The organism is Frigoribacterium sp. CF331 (genome assembly GCF_057787905.1).
Genome location: NZ_CM173545.1, coordinates 2387296 through 2405802, shown reverse-complemented (window position 1 = coordinate 2405802; position 18507 = coordinate 2387296). Strand labels below are relative to the sequence as shown.

Genomic DNA, 18507 nt, shown 5'->3' with positions numbered 1-18507 from the left:
GACCTCGTGGGGTCTCGGCAGCCACGGGGTGGTGCATGCTGGTGGGGATGACCGACACGCGCCCCCACCTCGACGACTTCGCCCGCTTCATCCAGGCCTCGCCCTCGTCCTTCCACGCCGCGGCCGAGGCCGCCCGTCGGCTCGACGAGGCCGGGTTCACCGCCCTCGACGAGACCGCCGAGTGGCCCGACGGCCCGGGTCGCCGCTACGTCGTGCGCGACGGCGCGGTCATCGCCTGGATCGAACCGGCCACGGCGACGGCCACGACGCCGTTCCGCGTGGTCGGGGCGCACACCGACTCCCCCGGCTTCAAGCTGAAGCCCAAGCCGACCACCGGCACCCGGGGCTGGCTGCAGGCAGGCGTCGAGGTCTACGGCGGGCCGCTGTTCAACTCGTGGCTCGACCGCGACCTCGAGTTCGCGGGTCGGCTGATCACCCGCGGGGGCGAGACGCATCTCGTGCGCACCGGTCCGCTGCTGCGCTTCCCGCAGCTGGCCGTCCACCTCGACCGCGGGGTCAACGCCGAGGGCTTGAAGCTCGACCCCCAGCGCCACCTGGACCCCGTGGTCGGGGCGGGGCCGCTCGACGAGGCCGACGTCCTCGGCCACCTCGCCGGCCTGGCCGGGCTGACGGGAGCCGACGTGACCGGGTACGACGTGGTCGTGGCCGACACCGCGCCTCCTGCCGTCCTCGGGTTGAACGGCGAGCTGTTCGCCGCCGGTCGCATGGACAACCTGTCGTCCACCCACGCGGGTCTCGTCGCCCTGATCGAGACGGCGACGTCGGGCGTCGAGCTCGACCACGTCGCCGTGTTCGCGGCGTTCGACCACGAGGAGGTCGGTTCGGCCACGCCGTCGGGTGCCGCCGGGCCGCTGCTCGAGGACGTGCTCGCGCGGGTCTCGGCCGGTCTCGGCGCGACGACCACCGACCACCGCCGCGCCCTCGCCGGCTCGTGGTGCCTGAGTGCCGACGCCGGGCACGCGGTCCACCCGAACTACCCCGAGCGCCACGACCCGGTCAACCAGCCGGTGGTCAACCGCGGGCCGCTGCTCAAGATCAACGCGAACCAGCGCTACGCGACCGACGGTCTCGGGGCGGCCGAGTGGTCACGAGCCTGCGCGCAGGCCGGCGTGCCGTTCCAGGAGTTCGTGTCGAACAACTCGGTGCCCTGCGGCTCGACGATCGGGCCGATCACGGCGACGCGGCTCGGCATCCGCACGATCGACGTCGGCATCCCGCTGCTCGGCATGCACTCGGCCCGCGAGCTCTGCGGCGCCGACGACCCGGCCTACCTGTCGCGCGCCGCCGCGGCGTTCCTCGCGCCGGACGCGTAGCCCGGCGCCCGGCGCCCGCCGCCCGGCGCCCGGCGCCCGGCGCCCGGCGCCCGGCGCCCGGCGCCCGGCGCGTAGCCGCAGCGCCCGGACGCGCCGCGGACGACGCGGCGCGGCCTCAGCCGAACGCCTCCGCCGCAGATGACCCGAGCGCCCAGGCCAGCACGGCCGGCCACTCGCCGTAGCCCGAGTCGGGGGTGAGGTGACCGCCCCGGGGCACGACGACGACCGGGGCGTCGACCCGCGCCTCCCAGGTGTCCACCGGGCCGAGGGGCAGCCACTCGTCGTCGTCCCCGGCGACGACGACCGACTCGGCGGCCCCGCCCGGTGAGAGCAGGCGCCCGTCGAAGAGGTCGCCGGCCACGAACGCGTGGATCGGCTGCCCGGCGATCAGCTCGGGCGACGGAGGCGCGACGAGCGCGACCCGGTCGGCCCGCGGAGGCGCGTCCCCGGCCTGCAGCCTCAACCAGAGCAGGCACGACAGGCTGTGGCACAGCACCGTCACCGGTCGGCCCGCCGGCAGGGCGGCGAGTTCGCGCCGCACCGCGGCCTCCCACGCGGCGGGCGTGGGCTCGTCGGCGTCGGGCAGCTGCGGGTAGCGCACCGCGTGCCCACGGGCCTCGAGCTCGGCGGCGAGTCGGTGCTGCCAGTGGTCCTCGGGCCGGTGGTTCTGCCAGCCGTGCAGGATCAGGTAGGCCGCGGGAGGGGTGGGCGTCGGGGCGGTCGCGTCGGTCACGCTCCGATCATGCCCCGACGGCTGCCCCTCACATGGCAGGGTCGACCCATGACGTCACAGCCGCACGGGTCACGATCGAGCCGCTCGCCCCGGGCGCGGTTCGGCGACGGCTACGCGTTCGACGGTGAGCCGACCCTCGACGGTCCGCCGCCCCCCGGGTTCCACGTCACGACCCGCAGCCGGGTGATCGGCCACGGCCGGGCCACCTTCGAGGCCGCGGGGGACGCCGTGCTGCTCTGGCAGGTGCACCGCGGCTCGGGCTTCGTGCCCCTCGAGGTGCCCGACCGCGTGACCGTCGGCGCGACGAGCGTGTGGGGCGTCACCTTCGGCCCGCTGCACCCGACCGTCGCGTGCCGGGTGTTCGCCGTCGTGCGGTCCGAGACCGAGATCGGCTTCGGCCACGCCGCCCTGGTCGGCCACCCGCAGCGCGGCTGGGAGAGCTACCGCGTGCGCCACCACGACGACGACCGCGTCACGCTCGACATCCGCGTCGTCTGGCGACCCGCCGCCTGGTGGATGCGGGCCGCCGGGCCTGCGTCGACCCTCGCCCTGTCGCTCGTCCTGCGCCGAAACCTGCGCGCCCTCGACGACGTGCTGGCGTCCGCCTGACGACGGCGCCCCTGCCGCCCGGCCGCCCGGCCGCCCGGCCGTTCGACCGCCCTGCGTCCCGGCCGCCCGGCCGAGGAGGCGCGGCTCACCCGAACAGGCCGTCGAGCCACCCCTGCCAGGCCCGTTCCGTCGCCGCACCGTCGGCTGCCTCGGCGAGGTCGTGGACGCTGACGCTCACCCCGGCACCCCAGGCCCCACGCCCGAAGACGCGGACCAGCGCGGTGCCCGTCCGGAGGCCCGCGAAGGACGCCGTGCGGTACGACAGGCCGGCGGCGACGGGTCCCACACCGGGCAGGTCGACGACGACGGCGTCCCCGACCTCGACGTCGTCGGCCAGGTCGAGCGCCCGCAGCACCCGCTCGAACGAGCCCGGCCCGGCCGACGATCCGGGGGCGTCGACGCTCGTGAACGTCGCCGCGCGACCCGGGAACCACGCGACGTACTCGGCGAGGGTGTGCAGGTAGAAGTCGGTGTGGGCCTCGACCCCCGGCAGCTGTCCGACGTCGAAGACGCTCGAGTGCCGGTAGGTCAGGTGGGTGGAGCCGCCGGTCTCGTCGGCGTCCGAGAGGGCGAAGTCGAGCTCGTTGAACCATCCGCCCTCGCCCTCGGTGCGGTTGGCGTAGTGGCGACCCGGCTGCCAGGCCGTGACGACGGCACCCGGCCCCGCCGCGCCTCCTTCTCGGGGTTCCACCTCGCCGGGCCAGAGCCACCCGGCGGTGCCGGTGGTGACGGCCTCGAAGACCACGGCGGGAGGCGCGGCGAGGGTGACGGTGCGGACGACGTCGGCTGCGGGCACGGTGACTCTTCTCTCGTCGAGGGTGGCAGGTCGAGGGTGGCAGGTCGAGGGTGGCAGGTCGAGGGTGGCGGGTCGCCGGACGCGAAGGCGTCGCGCGCGACCTGCTCCGGTCAGCCTGGCACCGACGGACGACACCACGCCACCGCTCCGGGCGAAGGGCGCGCCGTGCCAGACTGATCCGATGAGCCCTCGACGTCGCCCCACCGGCTCCGCCCGCCGCGCGGCCGCCCGCGACGCCGCCCGGGCCTCCGACGTCGACACCAGGGTCACCGTCCGTCGGGTCGAGCGAGGCGACCTCTACGTGCGGGTCAACACCATCGGCGAGACCGGTGAACGGCCGTTCGTCCTGGTGCCGGGCATCGGCGTCTCGTCCGACTACTTCGAGCGCCTCGCCCCGAACCTCAACGAGTTCGGCCCCGTGCACGCCCTCGACCTGCCGGGCTTCGCCGGGGTGCCGCACCCGGGTCACGCCCTGACCATCCGCGAGTACGCCGACCTGGTCGGCACCGCCGTCGACGAGCTGGGGCTCGACGACCCGGTCGTCGTCGGGCACTCGATGGGCACCCAGATCGTGGTCGACCTCGCCTCTCGCCGGCCCGACCTCACGACCGTCGTGCTCATCGGCCCCGTCATCGACCCGGCCCACCGCAACGTCCTCTCACAGGGCGTGCGGTTCGCGCGGGCGGCCTGGCACGAACCCGGGCGCGTCAAGTTCCTGGCCCTCAGCGCCTACGTCCTCTGCGGGGTGCGGTGGTTCTCGCGCATCCTGCCGAAGATGATGACGTACCCGATCGAGCAGCACCTGCCGGCGATCACCGCCGACACCCTGGTGATCCGCGGCGAGCACGACGCCGTCGCCCCGCGGGAGTGGGTGCGCCGGGTCGGCGAGCTGCTGCCGTCGTCGCGCCTGTGGGAGATGCCCGGCGCCGCCCACTCGGTCATGCACGCCCACGCCGAAGAGGTCGCCAAGCTCTGCGTCGAGCACGCCCAGCAGCCGATCCGCCACGACGAGAGCGACGAGCTCCACCACTACGTCGACGCGGGCGACGGTGACGAGAGCGACGACTTCAGCCCGAGTCCGGCCGATCTCGTCAAGGCCGTCGGGGCCCGGTTGCGCTCGACCATCGCGACCATGCGCGGCGACGACGAGGCCCTCGCGAAGGCGAAGACCGACCACGCCGAGTCGATGCAGGCGGCGTTCGACCGTCGGCAGGCCGAGAAGGCCGCCGCCGGCGACGACCCCGACGACGGTCCGCACATCGAACCCACCACCGACGACGCCCGAGGCTGAGCGGGCCGCCGGACGAGACCGGGGCGCGCCCCGCAGCCGACGGCGCAGGAGGCGCGGGTCGCGGCGACCGCGCCCGTCACGCCCCCGAGACGGTCAGCCCGATCAGCACGAGGTTGAGCGCGACGACGACCACCACGGCCGCCCACCCCGCGACCCGCGTGCCGACCGCGTTCACGCCCGTGCCCATGAGCGCGCGGTCGCTGGTCGCGACGACGAGCGGCACGAGGGCGAAGGCGATGCCGAAGCTCAGCACGACCTGGCTCAGCACGAGCAGCCAGGTCGGGCTGATGCCCGTCGCGAGCAGCACGAGTGCGGGGATCAGCGTGACGACCCGGCGCACCGTGAGCGGCACCTGCACGTGCAGCAGGCCCTTCATGATCTCGGCACCGGCCATCGCCCCGATCGACGTCGACGCCAGGCCGGAGGCGAGCAGACCGACCGCGAACAGGACGCCGACGACCGGCCCGAGCGCGGCGGCGATGGCCCGTTGCGCCCCCGGGATCGTGTCGGTGCCGTCCTGCCCGGCCAGGGTCGACGCCGCGAGCACGAGCATGGCGACGTTGACGCCACCGGCGACCAGCAGGGCCAGGACGACGTCCCACCGCGTGGCCCTCAGCACGCGCGCCCGGTCGGCCCCCTCGGCGACCACGCCGTGGTGGTCGCGCGTGAGGGCGGAGTGCAGGTAGACCGCGTGCGGCATGACCGTCGCGCCGAGCATCGAGGCGGCGAGCAGCACGGCGGTGCTGTCCTCGAAGCGGGGGACGAGACCGGCGAGCATGCCCCCGGCCGAGGGCGGGGCGAAGAGCAATCCGGCGCAGAAGCCGAGCGTCAGCACGGCGAGCAGGCCGATGACGACGGTCTGGAACACCCGTCCGCCGCGGTACCTCGTCAGCATGAGCAGGCCCAACGAGACCAGCCCGGTGAGGAGGCCGCCGACGACGAGGGGCACGCCGAAGAGCAGCTGCAGGGCGAGGGCCCCGCCGATGATCTCGGCGACGTCGGTCGCGGCCGCCACGAGCTCTGCCTGCCCCCAGTAGGCGAGGCGGAGGGGCCGACGACGGAGGCGCGTGCCCATCACTTCGGGCAGCGAGCGCCCCGTGACGATGCCGAGCTTGGCCGACAGGTACTGGACGAGCACGGCGATGGCGTTGGCCAGCACGAGCACCCAGAGCAGCGTGTACTGGTACGCGGCGCCCGCGGTGAGGTTGGCCGCGACGTTGCCGGGGTCGACGTAGGCGATGGCCGCCACGAACGCCGGCCCGAGCAGGGTGCCCCGCGGCCGGGCGTGCACCACCGGCTGGTGGTCACCGTCGATCGCCCGGTCGATGCGCGGCCGGTCGGGGTCGGCACGGTGGGCGTCGGTCGAGCTCATGCCTCGACCCTAGCAAGGTTTCGGTTGACCGAAACTTGCTTGTGGACGAGGCTCAATCCTGGCTGGTGCCGAAAAACCCGGTTTCGAACCATGAACCCAGAAGGAATTGGGTTCATGGTTCGAAACCGGGTTCGAGGCCGATCCGTCAGGTAGCGGATCGAGCCGCGGAGGAGCGCTACTCCGTGGCGGCGGTGATCTTCGCGACGCCGACGAGCATCTCGTCCTGGACGGCGTCCGTGTCGAAGGTCTGGTTCAGCAGCTCGGCGGCGTCGGGGCTGACGTGCACCGTCGTGCCCTCGAGCACGGCGTCGCCGTCGACGACCTCGAGGGGCTTGAGCGTGCCGCCCCAGAGGTTGAACAGGTAGGCGTCCTCGGCCACGACCTCGCCGTTCGCCGTCACGGTGCCGAACAGCTTCGACTCACCCGGGTCGATGCGGAAGTCGGTCAGCTGGACGACGGTGTCGCCGGCGGTCAGCGACAGGCCCGAGCCGTCGTGGTCGATCTCGCCCTGGACGTACGGGCGCACCGAACTGTCGGGGCCGTAGTAGTCGACGTGGCCGCCCGTGATCGGGAACGAGAACGTCCCGTCGGTGAAGGTCGCCGTGCCGACGACGCCGGGGGTGAGGCCGAGCGAGGTGAGCGCGGCGACGAACGACGAGTCGACCGCGACCTGGGTGTCGACGCCGTTCGACAGGTCGGCGATGGAGGCCGCGGGCAGCAGGCTCTCGCCCGGGCCGGGCTCGCGGGTCTGGTTGACGGGGTGGGTCGGGGCGGTGTTGTTGCTCTCGGAGTCCGAGGTCGAGGCGCAGGCCGCGAGCGAGAACGCCAGGGCTCCGGTGGCGATGACGCCGAGGACGCCTCGGCCGAGGGACGAACGGGTGGGGGTGCGCATGAGTGGTCCTTGTCTGTGCTGCCCGGTGGGGTTGATCGGTGTTCGACGCCCGGGCGGCGTCGGATGGGGCGAGGGCGAGGGGTGGGCCGACCGGCCCGCCCCTCGCGGGGCTCACTCGTCTTCTGCGTAGAAGCGGTCGACCTTGCGGTGGTAACGCTGCCCCAGCACGCCACCGAGGACGGCGCCGCCGAAGCTCAGCACGACGACCGCCCCGAGGCCGATCAGGCCGGCGACGGACGAGGACTGCAGGTCGTCCATCGAGGGGACGAACGGGTTCGGCGACGACGAGTCGCCGCTCTGCGTGCCGACGACGCCCACGACCACGGCGAGGACGATCGTGATCACGACGCCCCAGAGCCAGGTCGTGAGCCCTTGCTTGAAGCCGCTGAAGCGGGCGATGCGCGAGGCCGTGTACCCGCCGATCAGGTAGCCGAAGAAGATGATCGCGAGCACGACGATGCCCGAGGTCAGCGCCAGGGCGTCCGCGTTGTCGGTGGTGAAGGTGCGCAGGTCGGCCATGGCGGTCGACCCCGACGCGACGCCACCCCAGGCCGCGAGGACGCCGCCGAAGATGGTGATCATGACGAGGCCGAAGCCGGTCGCGGCGAACCAGCCGAGCAGGCCGGCGCCGAAGCGGATGCCGCCGAACTCCTCCTTCTGCTGCGCGAGGAGCTCGCGGCGCACCGACACGTGGTCGATGCCGGAGTCCTTGACGAGGGGGTAGGCGTGGGAGCCGGTGTCGCGACCGGCGGCGGCACCCGCGGCCGCGCCTCCTGCAGCGGCGGCGGTGGGGGCCACGACCGTCGGGGCGTCCTGTCCGAACGAGGGCTGACGGTCGGCTGCGGCCCGGTCGACGGCGTCGCGCTCGGCGTCCGAGCGGTCGTCGACCCAGGGCTCGTGCCCGGACGAGGAGGCGCCGGTCGCCGCGGTCGCGGACGCCGCGGTGGCCGTGTCGTCGCCCCGGTCGCCCGTGGCGGGGTCTCCGGCGCGTGCGGCCTCGGCGGCCCGCAGCGCCTCGTCGTCGTGCAACGGACGGCGGTTGCCGTCGGACGACGCGGACCAGGCACGCGGCGCGGGCTCGGACGGTGCCACCATCGGGATCGCCTCGGTGGGGCGGTCGGTCGACGACGCGTCCCGGTCGGTCGACGACGCGTCCCGGTCGGTCGACGACGCGTCCCGGTCGGACTCCGAGAGGACCTCGGTGTCGACCCGGTCGGAGTCGCGACGATCGGTGTCGTCGGACGGCGCGGCACCGTCCGAGGGCCCGGTGCGGTCGGGGGCCGTGTCGCCGGGGACGTACTCGGCCGGGACCGAGTCGGGCAGCGCCTCCTCGTCCGACGTCGTCCGGGTGTCGTGCGCCTCCGCGACCACGGGGCGGTCGTCGGCGTCGGCGACGGACGCCTGCTGCGTCGGGGCGTCGGAACCGAAGTCGACGGCGGGCTGCTGCTGCGTCGGGGCGTCCGAGCCGAAGTCGACGGCGGGCTGCTGCTGCGTCGGGGCGTCCGAGCCGAAGTCGACGGCGGGCTGCTGCTGCGTCGGGGCGTCCGAGCCGAAGTCGACGGCCGGGGGCTGCTGGGTGGGCACCTGCGAGCCGTAGGGCGCCTCGCCCTGGTCGGCCCGGTCGGCCTCGTCGGGGCGTCCGGCGTCGTTCGAGTCGTCGTCGTGCCGGGGATCGCGTCCCTCGTGGTCGGGGCGGTCGCGCCGCGGATCGTTCGCGTCGGTCATGGCTCACTCCTGTCGGTGGGGTCGTTCCCTGGATCTGTGATCCTCCTGAACGTTACGCCCGAACGGCACCGCGGGCCGGGAGCCCCCGCCCGGGCCGGGAGGACTCGCAGGCCCGGGCGAGCCGGTAGCGTGGACGGGACCGCCGAGCGACGAAGGACGACGACGTCATGACCGACACCAGCCAGACCCCCTCCGACCCGACCTCGACCGACGCCGGATCGGCCGGGGCCGCCTCGACCACGCGCCGGGCCCCGGGGGCCGGCCGCACCCGACCGAACCCCGACATCGCCCGGTCGTGGCTGCTCGTGCCCGGCACGGCACCCGACCGTTTCGACTCGGCCCGGACCTCGCGTGCCGACCAGATCGTGCTCGACATCGAGGACGCGGTCGACCCCGCCCGCAAGCCCGCCGCCCGCGACGACGTCGTCTCCTGGCTCACCGGCGGTGGCGAGGCGTGGGTGCGCATCAACGACCGGTCGACCGACTTCTGGTCCGACGACGTCGACGCCCTCATGGGCCTGCCCGGGTTGCACGGCGTCATGCTCGCGAAGACCGAGGCACCGGAGCACGTGACCGAGACCTTCGACCGCCTCGGAGGCGCGGTGCCGGTGCTCGCGCTGGTCGAGTCGGCCCTCGGCATCGAAGAGAGCCCCGCCATCGCCAAGGCCCGCGGCGCCTTCCGCCTCGCGTTCGGCAGCGGCGACTACCGCCGCGACACCGGCACGAGCGCCGACGACCTGGCCATGGCCTACCCCCGCTCGCGCCTCGTCGTGGCCAGCCGCATCGGCGGCCTGCCCGGCCCGATCGACGGCCCGACGGTCGGCAGCAGCCACCCCGTGCTGCGCGAACAGTCGTCGGTGGCCGTCGCCCTCGGCCTCACCGGCAAGCTCTGCCTCGACGTCGAGCAGCTGCCGGTGATCAACGAGGTCATCAGCCCCACGCCGTCCGACGTCGCCTGGGCACAGGACTTCCTCGCCGACTTCGAGGGCCGCGGCCGCGTCATCCGCGACGGCAGCGACCTGCCGCGCCTGGGCCGTGCCCAGAAGATCGAGAAGCTCGCGTCGGCGTTCGGGGTGCAGCCCGCGAGCTGACCCGCACGAGGACGACAGGAGGCGCACCCCACCAGGGGTGCGCCTCCTTTTTTGTCGAGATCTCCCGTCAGGGGTTGACTCGCGATAGTCAACGACATATCTTTGACACATCGCGACAGGACGTCGCGATCTCGACTTCTCCCCGACCCGAAAGGAGTACCCCATGGGTACCGACTTCACCCCCGAGAACCACGGCGACCCCCGTCGCCACCACCACGACTCCCCCGACGCCCGTCGCGATCCCTTCGGCCGCGGCGAGGGTCACGGCCGCTTCGGCCGCCCGTTCGGCCGCGGCTTCCGCCCGGGCCCCGGCTTCGGCGGCTTCGGCCCCGGTTTCGGCCCCGGGGGCCCGGGCTTCGGCCCCGGCGGATTCGGCCCGGGCCGCGGCGGACGCGGACGCGCCCGACGCGGCGACGTGCGACTGGCGATCCTGTCGCTGCTCGCCGACGCCCCCTCGAACGGCTACGGCCTGATCAAGGCGATCGCCGAACGCACCGACGGCACGTGGAAGCCCAGCCCCGGCTCGGTCTACCCCACGCTGCAGCAACTCGTCGACGAAGAGCTCATCTCGAGCGACGAGGCCGCCACGAAGAGCGTCTTCACGTTGACCGAGGCGGGTCGCGCCTACGTGGCCGAGCACGCCGACGAGATCGAGAAGGCGTGGGCCGCCACAGCCGACGACGCCAGCGACACCGACCGCGAGTTCCAGACCAGCCTCATGAAGCTGATGGGCGTCGTCAAGCAGTTCCACCACGACGGCAGCGAGGCCCAGCGGGCCGCCGCCACCGCCAAGCTCGACGAGACCCGACGCGCGCTGTACGCGATCCTGGCCGACTGAGGCCCGGCCAGCCTCGGCTCGGTCGCCGACTCGGGCACCCCGGGAGGCGCGGTGCGGGAATCCCCCGCGCCGCGCCTCCTGCGCGTGTTCGCGCCGGCGCCTCGCCGACCGGGCCGGATGTCGGAGGCCGTGGGCATGATGGCCCCACGAGCACGACGACCCCGCCGGAGGCGCCCATGAGCACCGCAGACGACCCCACCACCGCGACCACTCCCGACCGCTCGGGCTACGACCCGTCGTTCCTCACGGTCGACGTGCCCCTGCCGGCCGTCCACACGACCGTGCGCGAGCTGCCGTACGTCCACTTCACGGTGCTGCTCGACCCGGCCCGGCGCCTGGCCGCCCTGACGGCGGTCAACATCGACGGGGCGAGCCTGCTCGATCTCGGCCGCGGCGACGACTGGCACGTCGACGACCGCGTGCCCGACGACGAGCAGACCGGCCCCGACGTCTACGCCTCGAACGACCTCGACCGGGGGCACCTGGTGCGTCGTCGCGACCCGGTCTGGGGCGACCCGTCCGTCGCCGCGGCGGCGAACGTCGACACCTTCAGCTTCACGAACGCCGCCCCGCAGGCCGCCGAGTTCAACCAGTCGAAAGAGCTCTGGCTCGGGCTCGAAGACCAGGTGCTGCAGTACGCCTCGACGCACCGGCAGCGTCTGACCGTCTTCACGGCGCCCGTGCTGCTCGACGACGACGCTCCGTACCGCGGGGTCAGGCTGCCCCGCCGGTTCTTCAAGGTCGCGGCGTGGACGACGTCCGACGGTGGGTCGCTGCGCACGGCGGCCTACCTGCTCGACCAGTCGCCCGAACTCGAGGGCGTCGACCTCGAGGCGGCGTTCGCCCGGGCCCACGAGCTGGGCGACCCGCCCCCGCTCGGGCCGTACCGCACCTACCAGGTGCCCGTCCGCGACATCGCCGAGATGACCGGGTTCGACCTGGCCCAGCTCGCCGAGGCCGACACCCTGCAGCCGGTGCCGACCATCGAGCCACCGGACGGCATCCGCGCCGGCTGGGTCCCGCTCACGTCGGTCGACCAGCTCTCGTTCTGAGGGCGGGGCCTCTCGCCCAGGCGGTTCGCATCGAGTCGTGCCACCATTCTCGGGCCATGGCACCGAACGACCGAGACCCCGTCGACCCCGCCGAGCCCTCCGACGAGGGGTCGGGCGACGCCGTGCCCGGCGACGCCACGTCCCGCGACCTCGAGCCGCGCGATCCGGGGCCGGTCCTGCCTCCCGAGATGCCGCGCAGCCTGACGATCCTGCGCGACGAGGACGCACCTCCGGTCCGCGCCGCCCCGTGGCGCGAGGTGCAGGTCGCCTTCGTCGTGCCGCTCACCTCGACCGACGCCGCCGCCGACGTCCGGCACCTGCTCGACGAACCCGAGCTGCACTTCTCGCCGGGCCTGCGTCGTGGAACCCTCGCGCTGCTGCCCCGTCGCTCGGCCCTGCTGCGGGTCGTGCTCGAGTGGGAGTGGTCGGTCGAGGCCGCCTCGTTCGCCGTCAACTCGTTCGAGCCCGAACCCTTCACGCCGGACGAGCGTGACGCCCTCGAGGCCTGGTCGCGCGCGACGGCCCGACGCCTGCACCTCTTCGGGGGCGCACTCGCGCGTGCCGTCGCCCGGGTCGACCACGACGTCGTCCGGGGCATCGACACGAGTTCGCCCGAGTCGTCCCTGGCCGGTGCGGCGGCCGCGGCCCGGGCCGCGCGAGCAGGCGTCGAGGGCACCGGGGCGGGCTCAGCCGTCGACGGTGCGTCCCGGCCGACCGACCTGGCGACGGCGGGCCCGGCGGCCACGACGCTGCGGACCGCCACCCTCGGGACGAGGCTCGCCTCACCGGCGCCCGGTGCGGCCCACCCGGTGGTCGACGTCACGCTGCCTGACGCGAGCGACCCCGGCTGGGAGGTGTTCGTCGACGCCGACAGCCGACAGACCCTGGGGTACCGCCGCACCCTCGACGTCGACGGCAGCGCGTACGCCTTCAGCTACCTCGTGGCGGACGACGTCGACGACGTCACGCCCGGCGACCTCGTCGACTGGCACGACCAGCACATCCAGCGCCAGCTGCTGGTCGAGGACGCCCGCCAGGCCTACGTGCACGTGCTCGCCGGGCTCGAGCCGCCGGTCTCGGTGCAGTACACGGTCTGACCGGCGCGCGCCGCGCCTCCTCGGCCGTCCCGAGGGGCCGGGCCGACGAGCCGGGCGGACGGAGGGGTCAGGGCGCGACGTCGACGATGGCGACGAAACGGGTGCCGACGCCGTCGACCTCGGCCCGGACGACGCCCGGCTCGGGCTCGGGCAGCTCGTCGGCGCCGTGGTCGTCGCAGCTGAGGTAGGTGTACTCGGGCCACCACTTCTTCGGCCGGGCCGCCTCGTGGTAACCGCAGACGACGCACTCGAGCTCGACCCAGACGGGCTTGCCCGTGCGGTTGGCGCGGGACTGCACCAGCCACGCCGGCGGGGTCCGCTCGATGGCGACCAGCTCGTCGACCGTCATCTTGGGCGGCAGTCCGTGGCGCTTCGCCATCTCGAGCGGGATGTCCAGCCGCAGGGCGGCGTCTCGTCGCGTGATCACCCGCACACGCTACCCGTCAGCCCGCATCCGCCGCGAGCACCCGCCCTGTTGCCACGCGCAACACCGACCGTCAAGTCGGCCAGAGTGCCGACTTGCCCCCGAACGGGGGCCAGGCGGAGGCTCGAGCCAGGCGGCACGTGCCCGACCCACCCGGTCGGGCGATCACCGGGCCGCCCGTCCCGACGGCTCGGGCAGCAGCACCGCCCGACGGGGACCACCCGACACGCACCACACGAACGAAGGGGAACACCATGAAGAGAGCCGTCGCCGTCGCACTGACCACCGCGGCCCTGGCCGTCGGGTCGCTCGGGGTCTCGACCTCGGCCGTGGCCGCGGGGCCCGTCGACACCATCCGGTCGACGGACGTCGTCGGAGGCGAGAAGGCGCCCACGACGCCGTGGGCCGTCCAGCTGGTCTTCCAGACCGGGGGCACCGCGAGCTACGCCTGCACGGGCGAGCAGCTCAACGCCAGCTGGGTGCTGACCGCGCGCCACTGCATCGACGGCGTCACCTCGATGCAGGTGTACCACTCCAACAGCACGACGAACCCGGGCACCGCGATCGCCGTCGACCGCGTCGCCGCGGCACCGTCGGGTGACATCGCACTCGTCCACCTCAGCCAGTCGAAGGCCCTCGGCAGCTACCCCTCGGTGAACCTGGGGTTCCAGGCGACCTCGTCCGGCAGCGGGACGATCATGGGCTACGGCCTGCGGGCGAACTCGGTCCGGTCCGACGGCCTGTACCAGGCGACGGTCGGCCTGACCGGCCGCAGCACCGACGCCTACGGCGGGACCGCCCAGCACCTGAACGGCACGACCGGCGCGGCGAACCACGGCGACTCGGGCGGCCCGCTGATCGTGGGCGGCCAGATCGTGGCCGTCTGCTCGACCGGCGACGAGGCCGACCCGGGCGCGAACACGCGAGCGGGCTCGAACTACGCGGTGCTGTCGCAGAGCGCGAGCTGGATCCGCTCGACGGCCGGCCTCTAGTCCGGAGGCGGGCGGGTCCGGCCACCACGGGGGCTCACCGGCGCCCGGCGACGAGGGACCCTACCGTGACACGAGCGGAGGAGGCGCGCACCGACCACGCGGCCGGGGCGCGCCTCCTGCGTCGTGGCGACCCGCGCCTCCTCGGTGCGTCGGCGGCGGCGGGCAGGCGCCCGCGGCGGTCCCACCCGGCCGCCGTCGCCCGACGGGCGGCGCCGACCCGTCAGGCGATCGGCTTCTCGAAGCAGATGGACTGCGGGATGGTCGTGACGTAGGGCTCGTACGTCGGGATGCGCGTGAAACCGATCTTCTCGTACAGGGCGACGGCGTCCGGCTGCCGGTCGCCGGTCTGCAGGACGAGCCGACGGGCGCCGCCCTCGCGCGCGATCGACTCGACCTCGGCCATCAGCAGCCGACCGATGCCCCGCCCGCGCTGGCCGTCGGCGACGATCACGCGCTTGACCTCCCACTCGCCGTCGCGGTCCTGCACGAGGGCGTGGCCGACCGGGGTGCCGCCGTCGACGTCGTCGGCGACGACCAGCACGGTGCCCAACACGTTCGAGGGGTGGACGGTGAGGGCGGCGTTCCGCGCCTCGACGACGGCGACGGGCTCCACCACGTCGCGGTGGTAGCGGACGGTCATCTCGGCGTCCATCGCGTCGCGCAGGGCGACGGCCCGCGGGTCGTCGAAGGCGACGCGTTCGAGGTGGAGCGGGGGCAGGGTGTGGTGGGCGGCGTTCGTCACCAGACGATTCTGCCCCTTCGCGGGCGGGCGGTCCGCCTCGGCGGGCTCCGACCTAGAGGCCGACGCCTCGGGCGGCCATGAACGGCACGGGGTTCGTCGAGGCGCCGTTGACGCGCGTCTCGAAGTGCAGGTGGCAGCCGGTCGAGTTGCCCGTCGAGCCGACGAGCGCGATGAGCTGACCCGCGACGACGCTCTGGCCGCGCGACACCTTGATGCCGCCGTTGACGATGTGGCCGTAGGCGGTCGAGACGCCGCCGCCGTGGCTGATCTGGACGTAGTTGCCGTAGCCGCCCGTCAGGCCGGCGAACGTGACCGTGCCCGACGTCGCGGCGTAGATGGGGCTGTTGCAACCGGGCGCGAGGTCGATGCCGTCGTGCATGCGGTAGACGCCCGTCACGGGGTTGACGCGCATGCCGTAGCCGCTCGACATGTAGCCGGCGCTGGGACGCACCCAGCCCGAACCGGTGGAGGCACCGCCACCGGACGAGCCACCGCCAGAGGGCGCCGGAGCCGGTGCGGGGGTGCTCGGTCGGGCTGCCGCCGCCGCCGCGGCCGCCACGGCACGCTGCTGACGGAGCACCTCGGCCTGGCGGGCGGCCTCGGCGGCCTCGGCCGCCTTGCGCGCCTCCTCGGCCTGACGCGCGACCTCGACGCCCGTGGCGTAGTCGGCCTCGGTCTGCAGGCTCTGGTCCTGCAGCACGGCGAGCTGGCCCTGGAGGCGCGACTCGTTCTCTTGCTGGGCGGCCACCGCGGACGCGGCGGCGTCGGACGCGGCCTGGGCCTCGTCCATCGAGACCTGTGCGGCGCCCTGCAGCTTCACGAGCGCGTCCGAGGCGACCTTGGCCTGGTCGGACAGCGACTGCGCGACGTTGCGGTCGGTCACCGCCTGCTGGCGGATGCCGTCGGTCTGCTCGGTGAGCTTGCTCATCGCCCCGAGGCGGTAGAGCAGGTCGCCCGCCTGCTCGGTGTCGCCCACCAGCTGGGACGAGACGTCGCCACCACCCGTGCGGGCGAGCTGCGCCGAGACCTGCCCGGCCCGCTGCTCGCTGGCGTCGGCGACGGCGCCCTTCTCGTCGGCCTGCGCCTGGAGCTCGGAGAGCTTGGCGGCCCCGGCGTCGGCGTCGGCCTGTGCCTTCTCGAACGCGATGCCGAGACGTTCGGCCTCGGCCTGGGCGTCGGCGGCGTCGCTCGCCAGCTGGTCGAGCAGGCCCTGGATGCGGCTGACCTCGGCGGCCTTGACCGACTCGTTCGACCGGGCCGCCTGGACGTCCTCCCACGAGGGGTAGCTGACGGCCTGCGCGGTCGAGGCCCCGAGCACCGAACCCGACACGACCAGCGACAGGCTGAGCAGCACCGTCGCGGCGGCGGCGATGCCTCGTCGGCGGGGCGGGGTCACGGGCGAAGTCACGGAGGGGGCACCTATCTGTGGTCGGTCCTGGCCCGCAGGACGCGTCGGATCGACGGTCGTCGGGGGTGGGGAACCCGATCAGCCTACGGGCGGAACCGGGAAGGGTAAACCCGCACCTCAAGGTTTCTCGTCATCGGCATGTCCCCAGTCAGGGGTTCACATGCGATCGCACGACATGACGTCAGTCACACGAGTCACACGATCTGTACCCCGAAAACCAGGAGGCGCGGTGCGGCGGACCCCGCGGGTCGCGGCGACGGGTGTCGCGTCGCGCGCCCCCGGAGCCCTGCCGGGCCCGATCGTGGGCGACGGGTCAGTCGACGAAGGCCGAGTTCAGCCGGTGCAACGCCGCGGCGAGCGCGTCGACCTCGGCGGCCGTCCAGCCGGCGAGTCGATCGGCCAGGGCGGACCGGTTCGCGTCGACGGACCGGGCCAGCAGGTCACGCCCGCGGTCCGTCAGGGCGAGGGCCTGGCCCCGCCGTCCCTCGCCGCCGGCCGCCTCCCCGGGTTCGACCAGCCCGAATTCGACCAGCCCGCCGAGCTGACGCGACACGGTCGACCGGTTGAGGCCGAAGTCCGCGGCGATGTCGGTGGCCCGGCACCCCGGGTTCGCGGCGATGAAGGTGACGAGCGAGTGCTCGACGAACGACAGGGGAGCACTCTTGTGCCGCGCACGGGCGACGGCCCGTCGCGACACCGTCTCGAGCTCGGAGTACACGGTGTCGATGCCCTGCTGCCCCCGCTGGTCCGTCACGCGCCCAGCCTAGCCACGGGTGATCGGGAACAGCGGAGCGGCGTTTTGTGTTGCATAATGCAACTGTACGACCGATCGGGCAACGGCGCCCCCCCGACCACGAGGAGCACCGTGACGACCACCGACCTGACCCTGCACCGACCCGACGACCGGGTCCGCCCCGACGACGAGGGGCGACGCGACGAGGCGTCGCGCCCCGACCCGCGCCTCCACCGCGGCCACCAGCACGTGGGTCCGACCGTCGCGCGCCGTCCGCGCGCCGACGCCGCGGCCTGGCGCTCCCTGGCCCTGCACGTGCTCATCCCGCTCTTCCTCGCGACGGGGATGGCCCTGGCCTACCTCGGAGCCTTCGGCCACCCGGCCCCGCACCACGTCCCCGTCGCGGTCGTGGGCTCCTCGGCGCAGAGCGAGGTCTTCGCCCAGCAGCTGAACGACGCCGACCCCGACGCACTCGACGTCCGCACGGTGGCGGACCCGGCCGCCGCCCGGGCACTGATCACCAGCCGCGAGATCTCGGGGGCGTTCGAGGTGGGCGCCACGGACGCGACGCTGTACGTCTCGTCCGCGGCCTCCGACACGACCGCGAACGTCCTGCAGAAGGTCTTCGGACCGGTGGCGTACCGGCTCGGCCTGCCCCTGCAGGTCGACGACGTCGTGCCGAGCGGCGGGGGCGACCCCACGGGCCAGGGGCTGTTCTTCCTGCTCGTCGCCCTGAGCGTCGGTGCGTACGCGAGTGCCGCGGCCATCTCGGCGGCGAGCGCCCGGCTGGGCCTCGGCTCGCGCCTCCTCGCCGGCGTCGTGACCGCGGCCGTCGTCGCGGCCGTCGGCACGGTCGTCGTCGGTCCGGTCTACCGGATCGTCACCACCGGGCTGTGGGGCGTGGCCCTCGTCAGCTGGCTGTACGTCACGGCGATCGTCGTGATCGGCATCGGCCTGCACCCCCTGCTGCGCCACTGGACGACGCCCGCGCTGACGATGCTCTTCGTCATGCTGAACTTCACCAGCTCGGGCGGGGTCTTCTCGTCGCAGCTCGTGCCGCCGTTCTTCGGTGCCCTCGGCGCCTTCTGGAACGGCTCGGCCTGGCTGCGCGCCACCCAGTCGATCGTGTACTTCCCGGGGCAGGGCTGGGGGCGGGCCGGCCTGACGCTCGCCCTCTGGCTGGCCGTGGGCGTCGGCCTCGCCGGGCTCACGCACCTCTGGAGCGTCCGTCGCACCCGGCTCGCGGACGAGCGCGTCACGGTGCGCGAGGACGAAGAGGGCATCGCGGCCTGAGCCGGCCGCCGGAGGGTCCTCACGAGGAGGCGCGGTGGGCGACGATCGCGCACCGCGCCTCCTCGGGTCGTCGCGGCCCGGCCGA

The 18507-nt window shown here is 74.0% G+C and carries 18 protein-coding genes; 9 read left to right on the top strand and 9 right to left on the bottom strand.

The window, feature by feature from the left end:
- The first annotated feature begins 47 nt into the window (after positions 1 to 47).
- Positions 48 to 1334 carry a M18 family aminopeptidase gene (locus AC3CCI_RS11180; RefSeq protein WP_488627240.1) on the top strand — a complete coding sequence of 429 codons (1287 nt, stop codon included), beginning with the start codon at positions 48 to 50 and terminating at the stop codon, positions 1332 to 1334.
- A 115-nt stretch (positions 1335 to 1449) separates the two neighbouring features.
- Here the strand turns inward: AC3CCI_RS11180 and AC3CCI_RS11175 are convergent, their stop codons facing one another.
- Positions 1450 to 2067 (bottom strand): RBBP9/YdeN family alpha/beta hydrolase, encoded by a 618-nt coding sequence (locus AC3CCI_RS11175; RefSeq protein WP_488627239.1) that lies wholly within the window; start codon positions 2065 to 2067, stop codon positions 1450 to 1452.
- 48 nt (positions 2068 to 2115) lie between these two features.
- Here AC3CCI_RS11175 and AC3CCI_RS11170 point away from each other — a divergent pair, with 48 nt between their 5' ends.
- The gene (locus tag AC3CCI_RS11170; protein WP_488627238.1) at positions 2116 to 2676 is read left to right on the top strand and encodes a DUF1990 domain-containing protein; all 561 of its coding nucleotides are present in this window, start codon (positions 2116 to 2118) and stop codon (positions 2674 to 2676) included.
- Between the two features lie 85 nt (positions 2677 to 2761).
- Here AC3CCI_RS11170 and AC3CCI_RS11165 read toward each other — a convergent pair whose 3' ends face one another.
- The gene (locus AC3CCI_RS11165; protein WP_488627237.1) at positions 2762 to 3472 is read right to left on the bottom strand and encodes an SRPBCC family protein; all 711 of its coding nucleotides are present in this window, start codon (positions 3470 to 3472) and stop codon (positions 2762 to 2764) included.
- Positions 3473 to 3653: 181 nt separating this feature from the next.
- Between AC3CCI_RS11165 and AC3CCI_RS11160 the strand changes: the two genes are divergently transcribed.
- Complete coding sequence (locus tag AC3CCI_RS11160) at positions 3654 to 4763, top strand: alpha/beta fold hydrolase (protein WP_488627236.1); 1110 nt, start codon at positions 3654 to 3656, stop codon at positions 4761 to 4763.
- A gap of 76 nt (positions 4764 to 4839) precedes the next feature.
- On the opposite strand, the gene AC3CCI_RS11155 is transcribed toward AC3CCI_RS11160, so the two are convergent.
- The 3 genes from AC3CCI_RS11155 to AC3CCI_RS11145 form a co-directional block, all read right to left on the bottom strand.
- Complete coding sequence (locus tag AC3CCI_RS11155) at positions 4840 to 6135, bottom strand: Nramp family divalent metal transporter (protein ID WP_488627235.1); 1296 nt, start codon at positions 6133 to 6135, stop codon at positions 4840 to 4842.
- A 175-nt stretch (positions 6136 to 6310) separates the two neighbouring features.
- Entirely contained in the window at positions 6311 to 7027 is a 717-nt protein-coding gene (locus AC3CCI_RS11150) for a hypothetical protein (protein WP_488627234.1), read from the bottom strand.
- 111 nt (positions 7028 to 7138) lie between these two features.
- On the bottom strand, positions 7139 to 8752 hold the full coding sequence (locus AC3CCI_RS11145) for a CvpA family protein (RefSeq protein ID WP_488627233.1): 1614 nt from the start codon (positions 8750 to 8752) through the stop codon (positions 7139 to 7141).
- Positions 8753 to 8919: 167 nt separating this feature from the next.
- Here AC3CCI_RS11145 and AC3CCI_RS11140 point away from each other — a divergent pair, with 167 nt between their 5' ends.
- The 4 genes from AC3CCI_RS11140 (at position 8920) to AC3CCI_RS11125 (ending at position 12830) form a co-directional block, all read left to right on the top strand.
- Positions 8920 to 9843, top strand: coding sequence for an HpcH/HpaI aldolase/citrate lyase family protein (locus AC3CCI_RS11140; protein WP_488627232.1), 924 nt, complete (start codon positions 8920 to 8922; stop codon positions 9841 to 9843).
- 163 nt (positions 9844 to 10006) lie between these two features.
- Complete coding sequence (locus AC3CCI_RS11135; RefSeq protein ID WP_488627231.1) at positions 10007 to 10681, top strand: PadR family transcriptional regulator; 675 nt, start codon at positions 10007 to 10009, stop codon at positions 10679 to 10681.
- A gap of 176 nt (positions 10682 to 10857) precedes the next feature.
- Positions 10858 to 11733 (top strand): DNA/RNA non-specific endonuclease, encoded by an 876-nt coding sequence (locus AC3CCI_RS11130; protein ID WP_488627230.1) that lies wholly within the window; start codon positions 10858 to 10860, stop codon positions 11731 to 11733.
- A gap of 56 nt (positions 11734 to 11789) precedes the next feature.
- Entirely contained in the window at positions 11790 to 12830 is a 1041-nt protein-coding gene (locus AC3CCI_RS11125; protein ID WP_488627229.1) for a hypothetical protein, read from the top strand.
- 67 nt (positions 12831 to 12897) lie between these two features.
- Here AC3CCI_RS11125 and AC3CCI_RS11120 read toward each other — a convergent pair whose 3' ends face one another.
- Positions 12898 to 13257: a hypothetical protein gene (locus AC3CCI_RS11120; RefSeq protein WP_056046678.1), complete on the bottom strand. Its 360-nt coding sequence runs from the start codon at positions 13255 to 13257 to the stop codon at positions 12898 to 12900.
- A gap of 251 nt (positions 13258 to 13508) precedes the next feature.
- Here AC3CCI_RS11120 and AC3CCI_RS11115 point away from each other — a divergent pair, with 251 nt between their 5' ends.
- The gene (locus AC3CCI_RS11115; protein WP_354594725.1) at positions 13509 to 14246 is read left to right on the top strand and encodes a S1 family peptidase; all 738 of its coding nucleotides are present in this window, start codon (positions 13509 to 13511) and stop codon (positions 14244 to 14246) included.
- Positions 14247 to 14466: 220 nt separating this feature from the next.
- On the opposite strand, the gene AC3CCI_RS11110 is transcribed toward AC3CCI_RS11115, so the two are convergent.
- The 3 genes from AC3CCI_RS11110 to AC3CCI_RS11100 form a co-directional block, all read right to left on the bottom strand.
- Positions 14467 to 14988 carry a GNAT family N-acetyltransferase gene (locus AC3CCI_RS11110; protein ID WP_488627228.1) on the bottom strand — a complete coding sequence of 174 codons (522 nt, stop codon included), beginning with the start codon at positions 14986 to 14988 and terminating at the stop codon, positions 14467 to 14469.
- A gap of 52 nt (positions 14989 to 15040) precedes the next feature.
- Entirely contained in the window at positions 15041 to 16396 is a 1356-nt protein-coding gene (locus AC3CCI_RS11105) for a M23 family metallopeptidase (protein WP_488627227.1), read from the bottom strand.
- 313 nt (positions 16397 to 16709) lie between these two features.
- Positions 16710 to 17150 (bottom strand): MarR family winged helix-turn-helix transcriptional regulator, encoded by a 441-nt coding sequence (locus AC3CCI_RS11100; RefSeq protein ID WP_488627226.1) that lies wholly within the window; start codon positions 17148 to 17150, stop codon positions 16710 to 16712.
- A 111-nt stretch (positions 17151 to 17261) separates the two neighbouring features.
- On the opposite strand from AC3CCI_RS11100, the gene AC3CCI_RS11095 reads away from it, so the two are divergent.
- Entirely contained in the window at positions 17262 to 18422 is a 1161-nt protein-coding gene (locus AC3CCI_RS11095) for a hypothetical protein (protein WP_488627225.1), read from the top strand.
- The last annotated feature ends 85 nt before the right edge of the window (positions 18423 to 18507 follow it).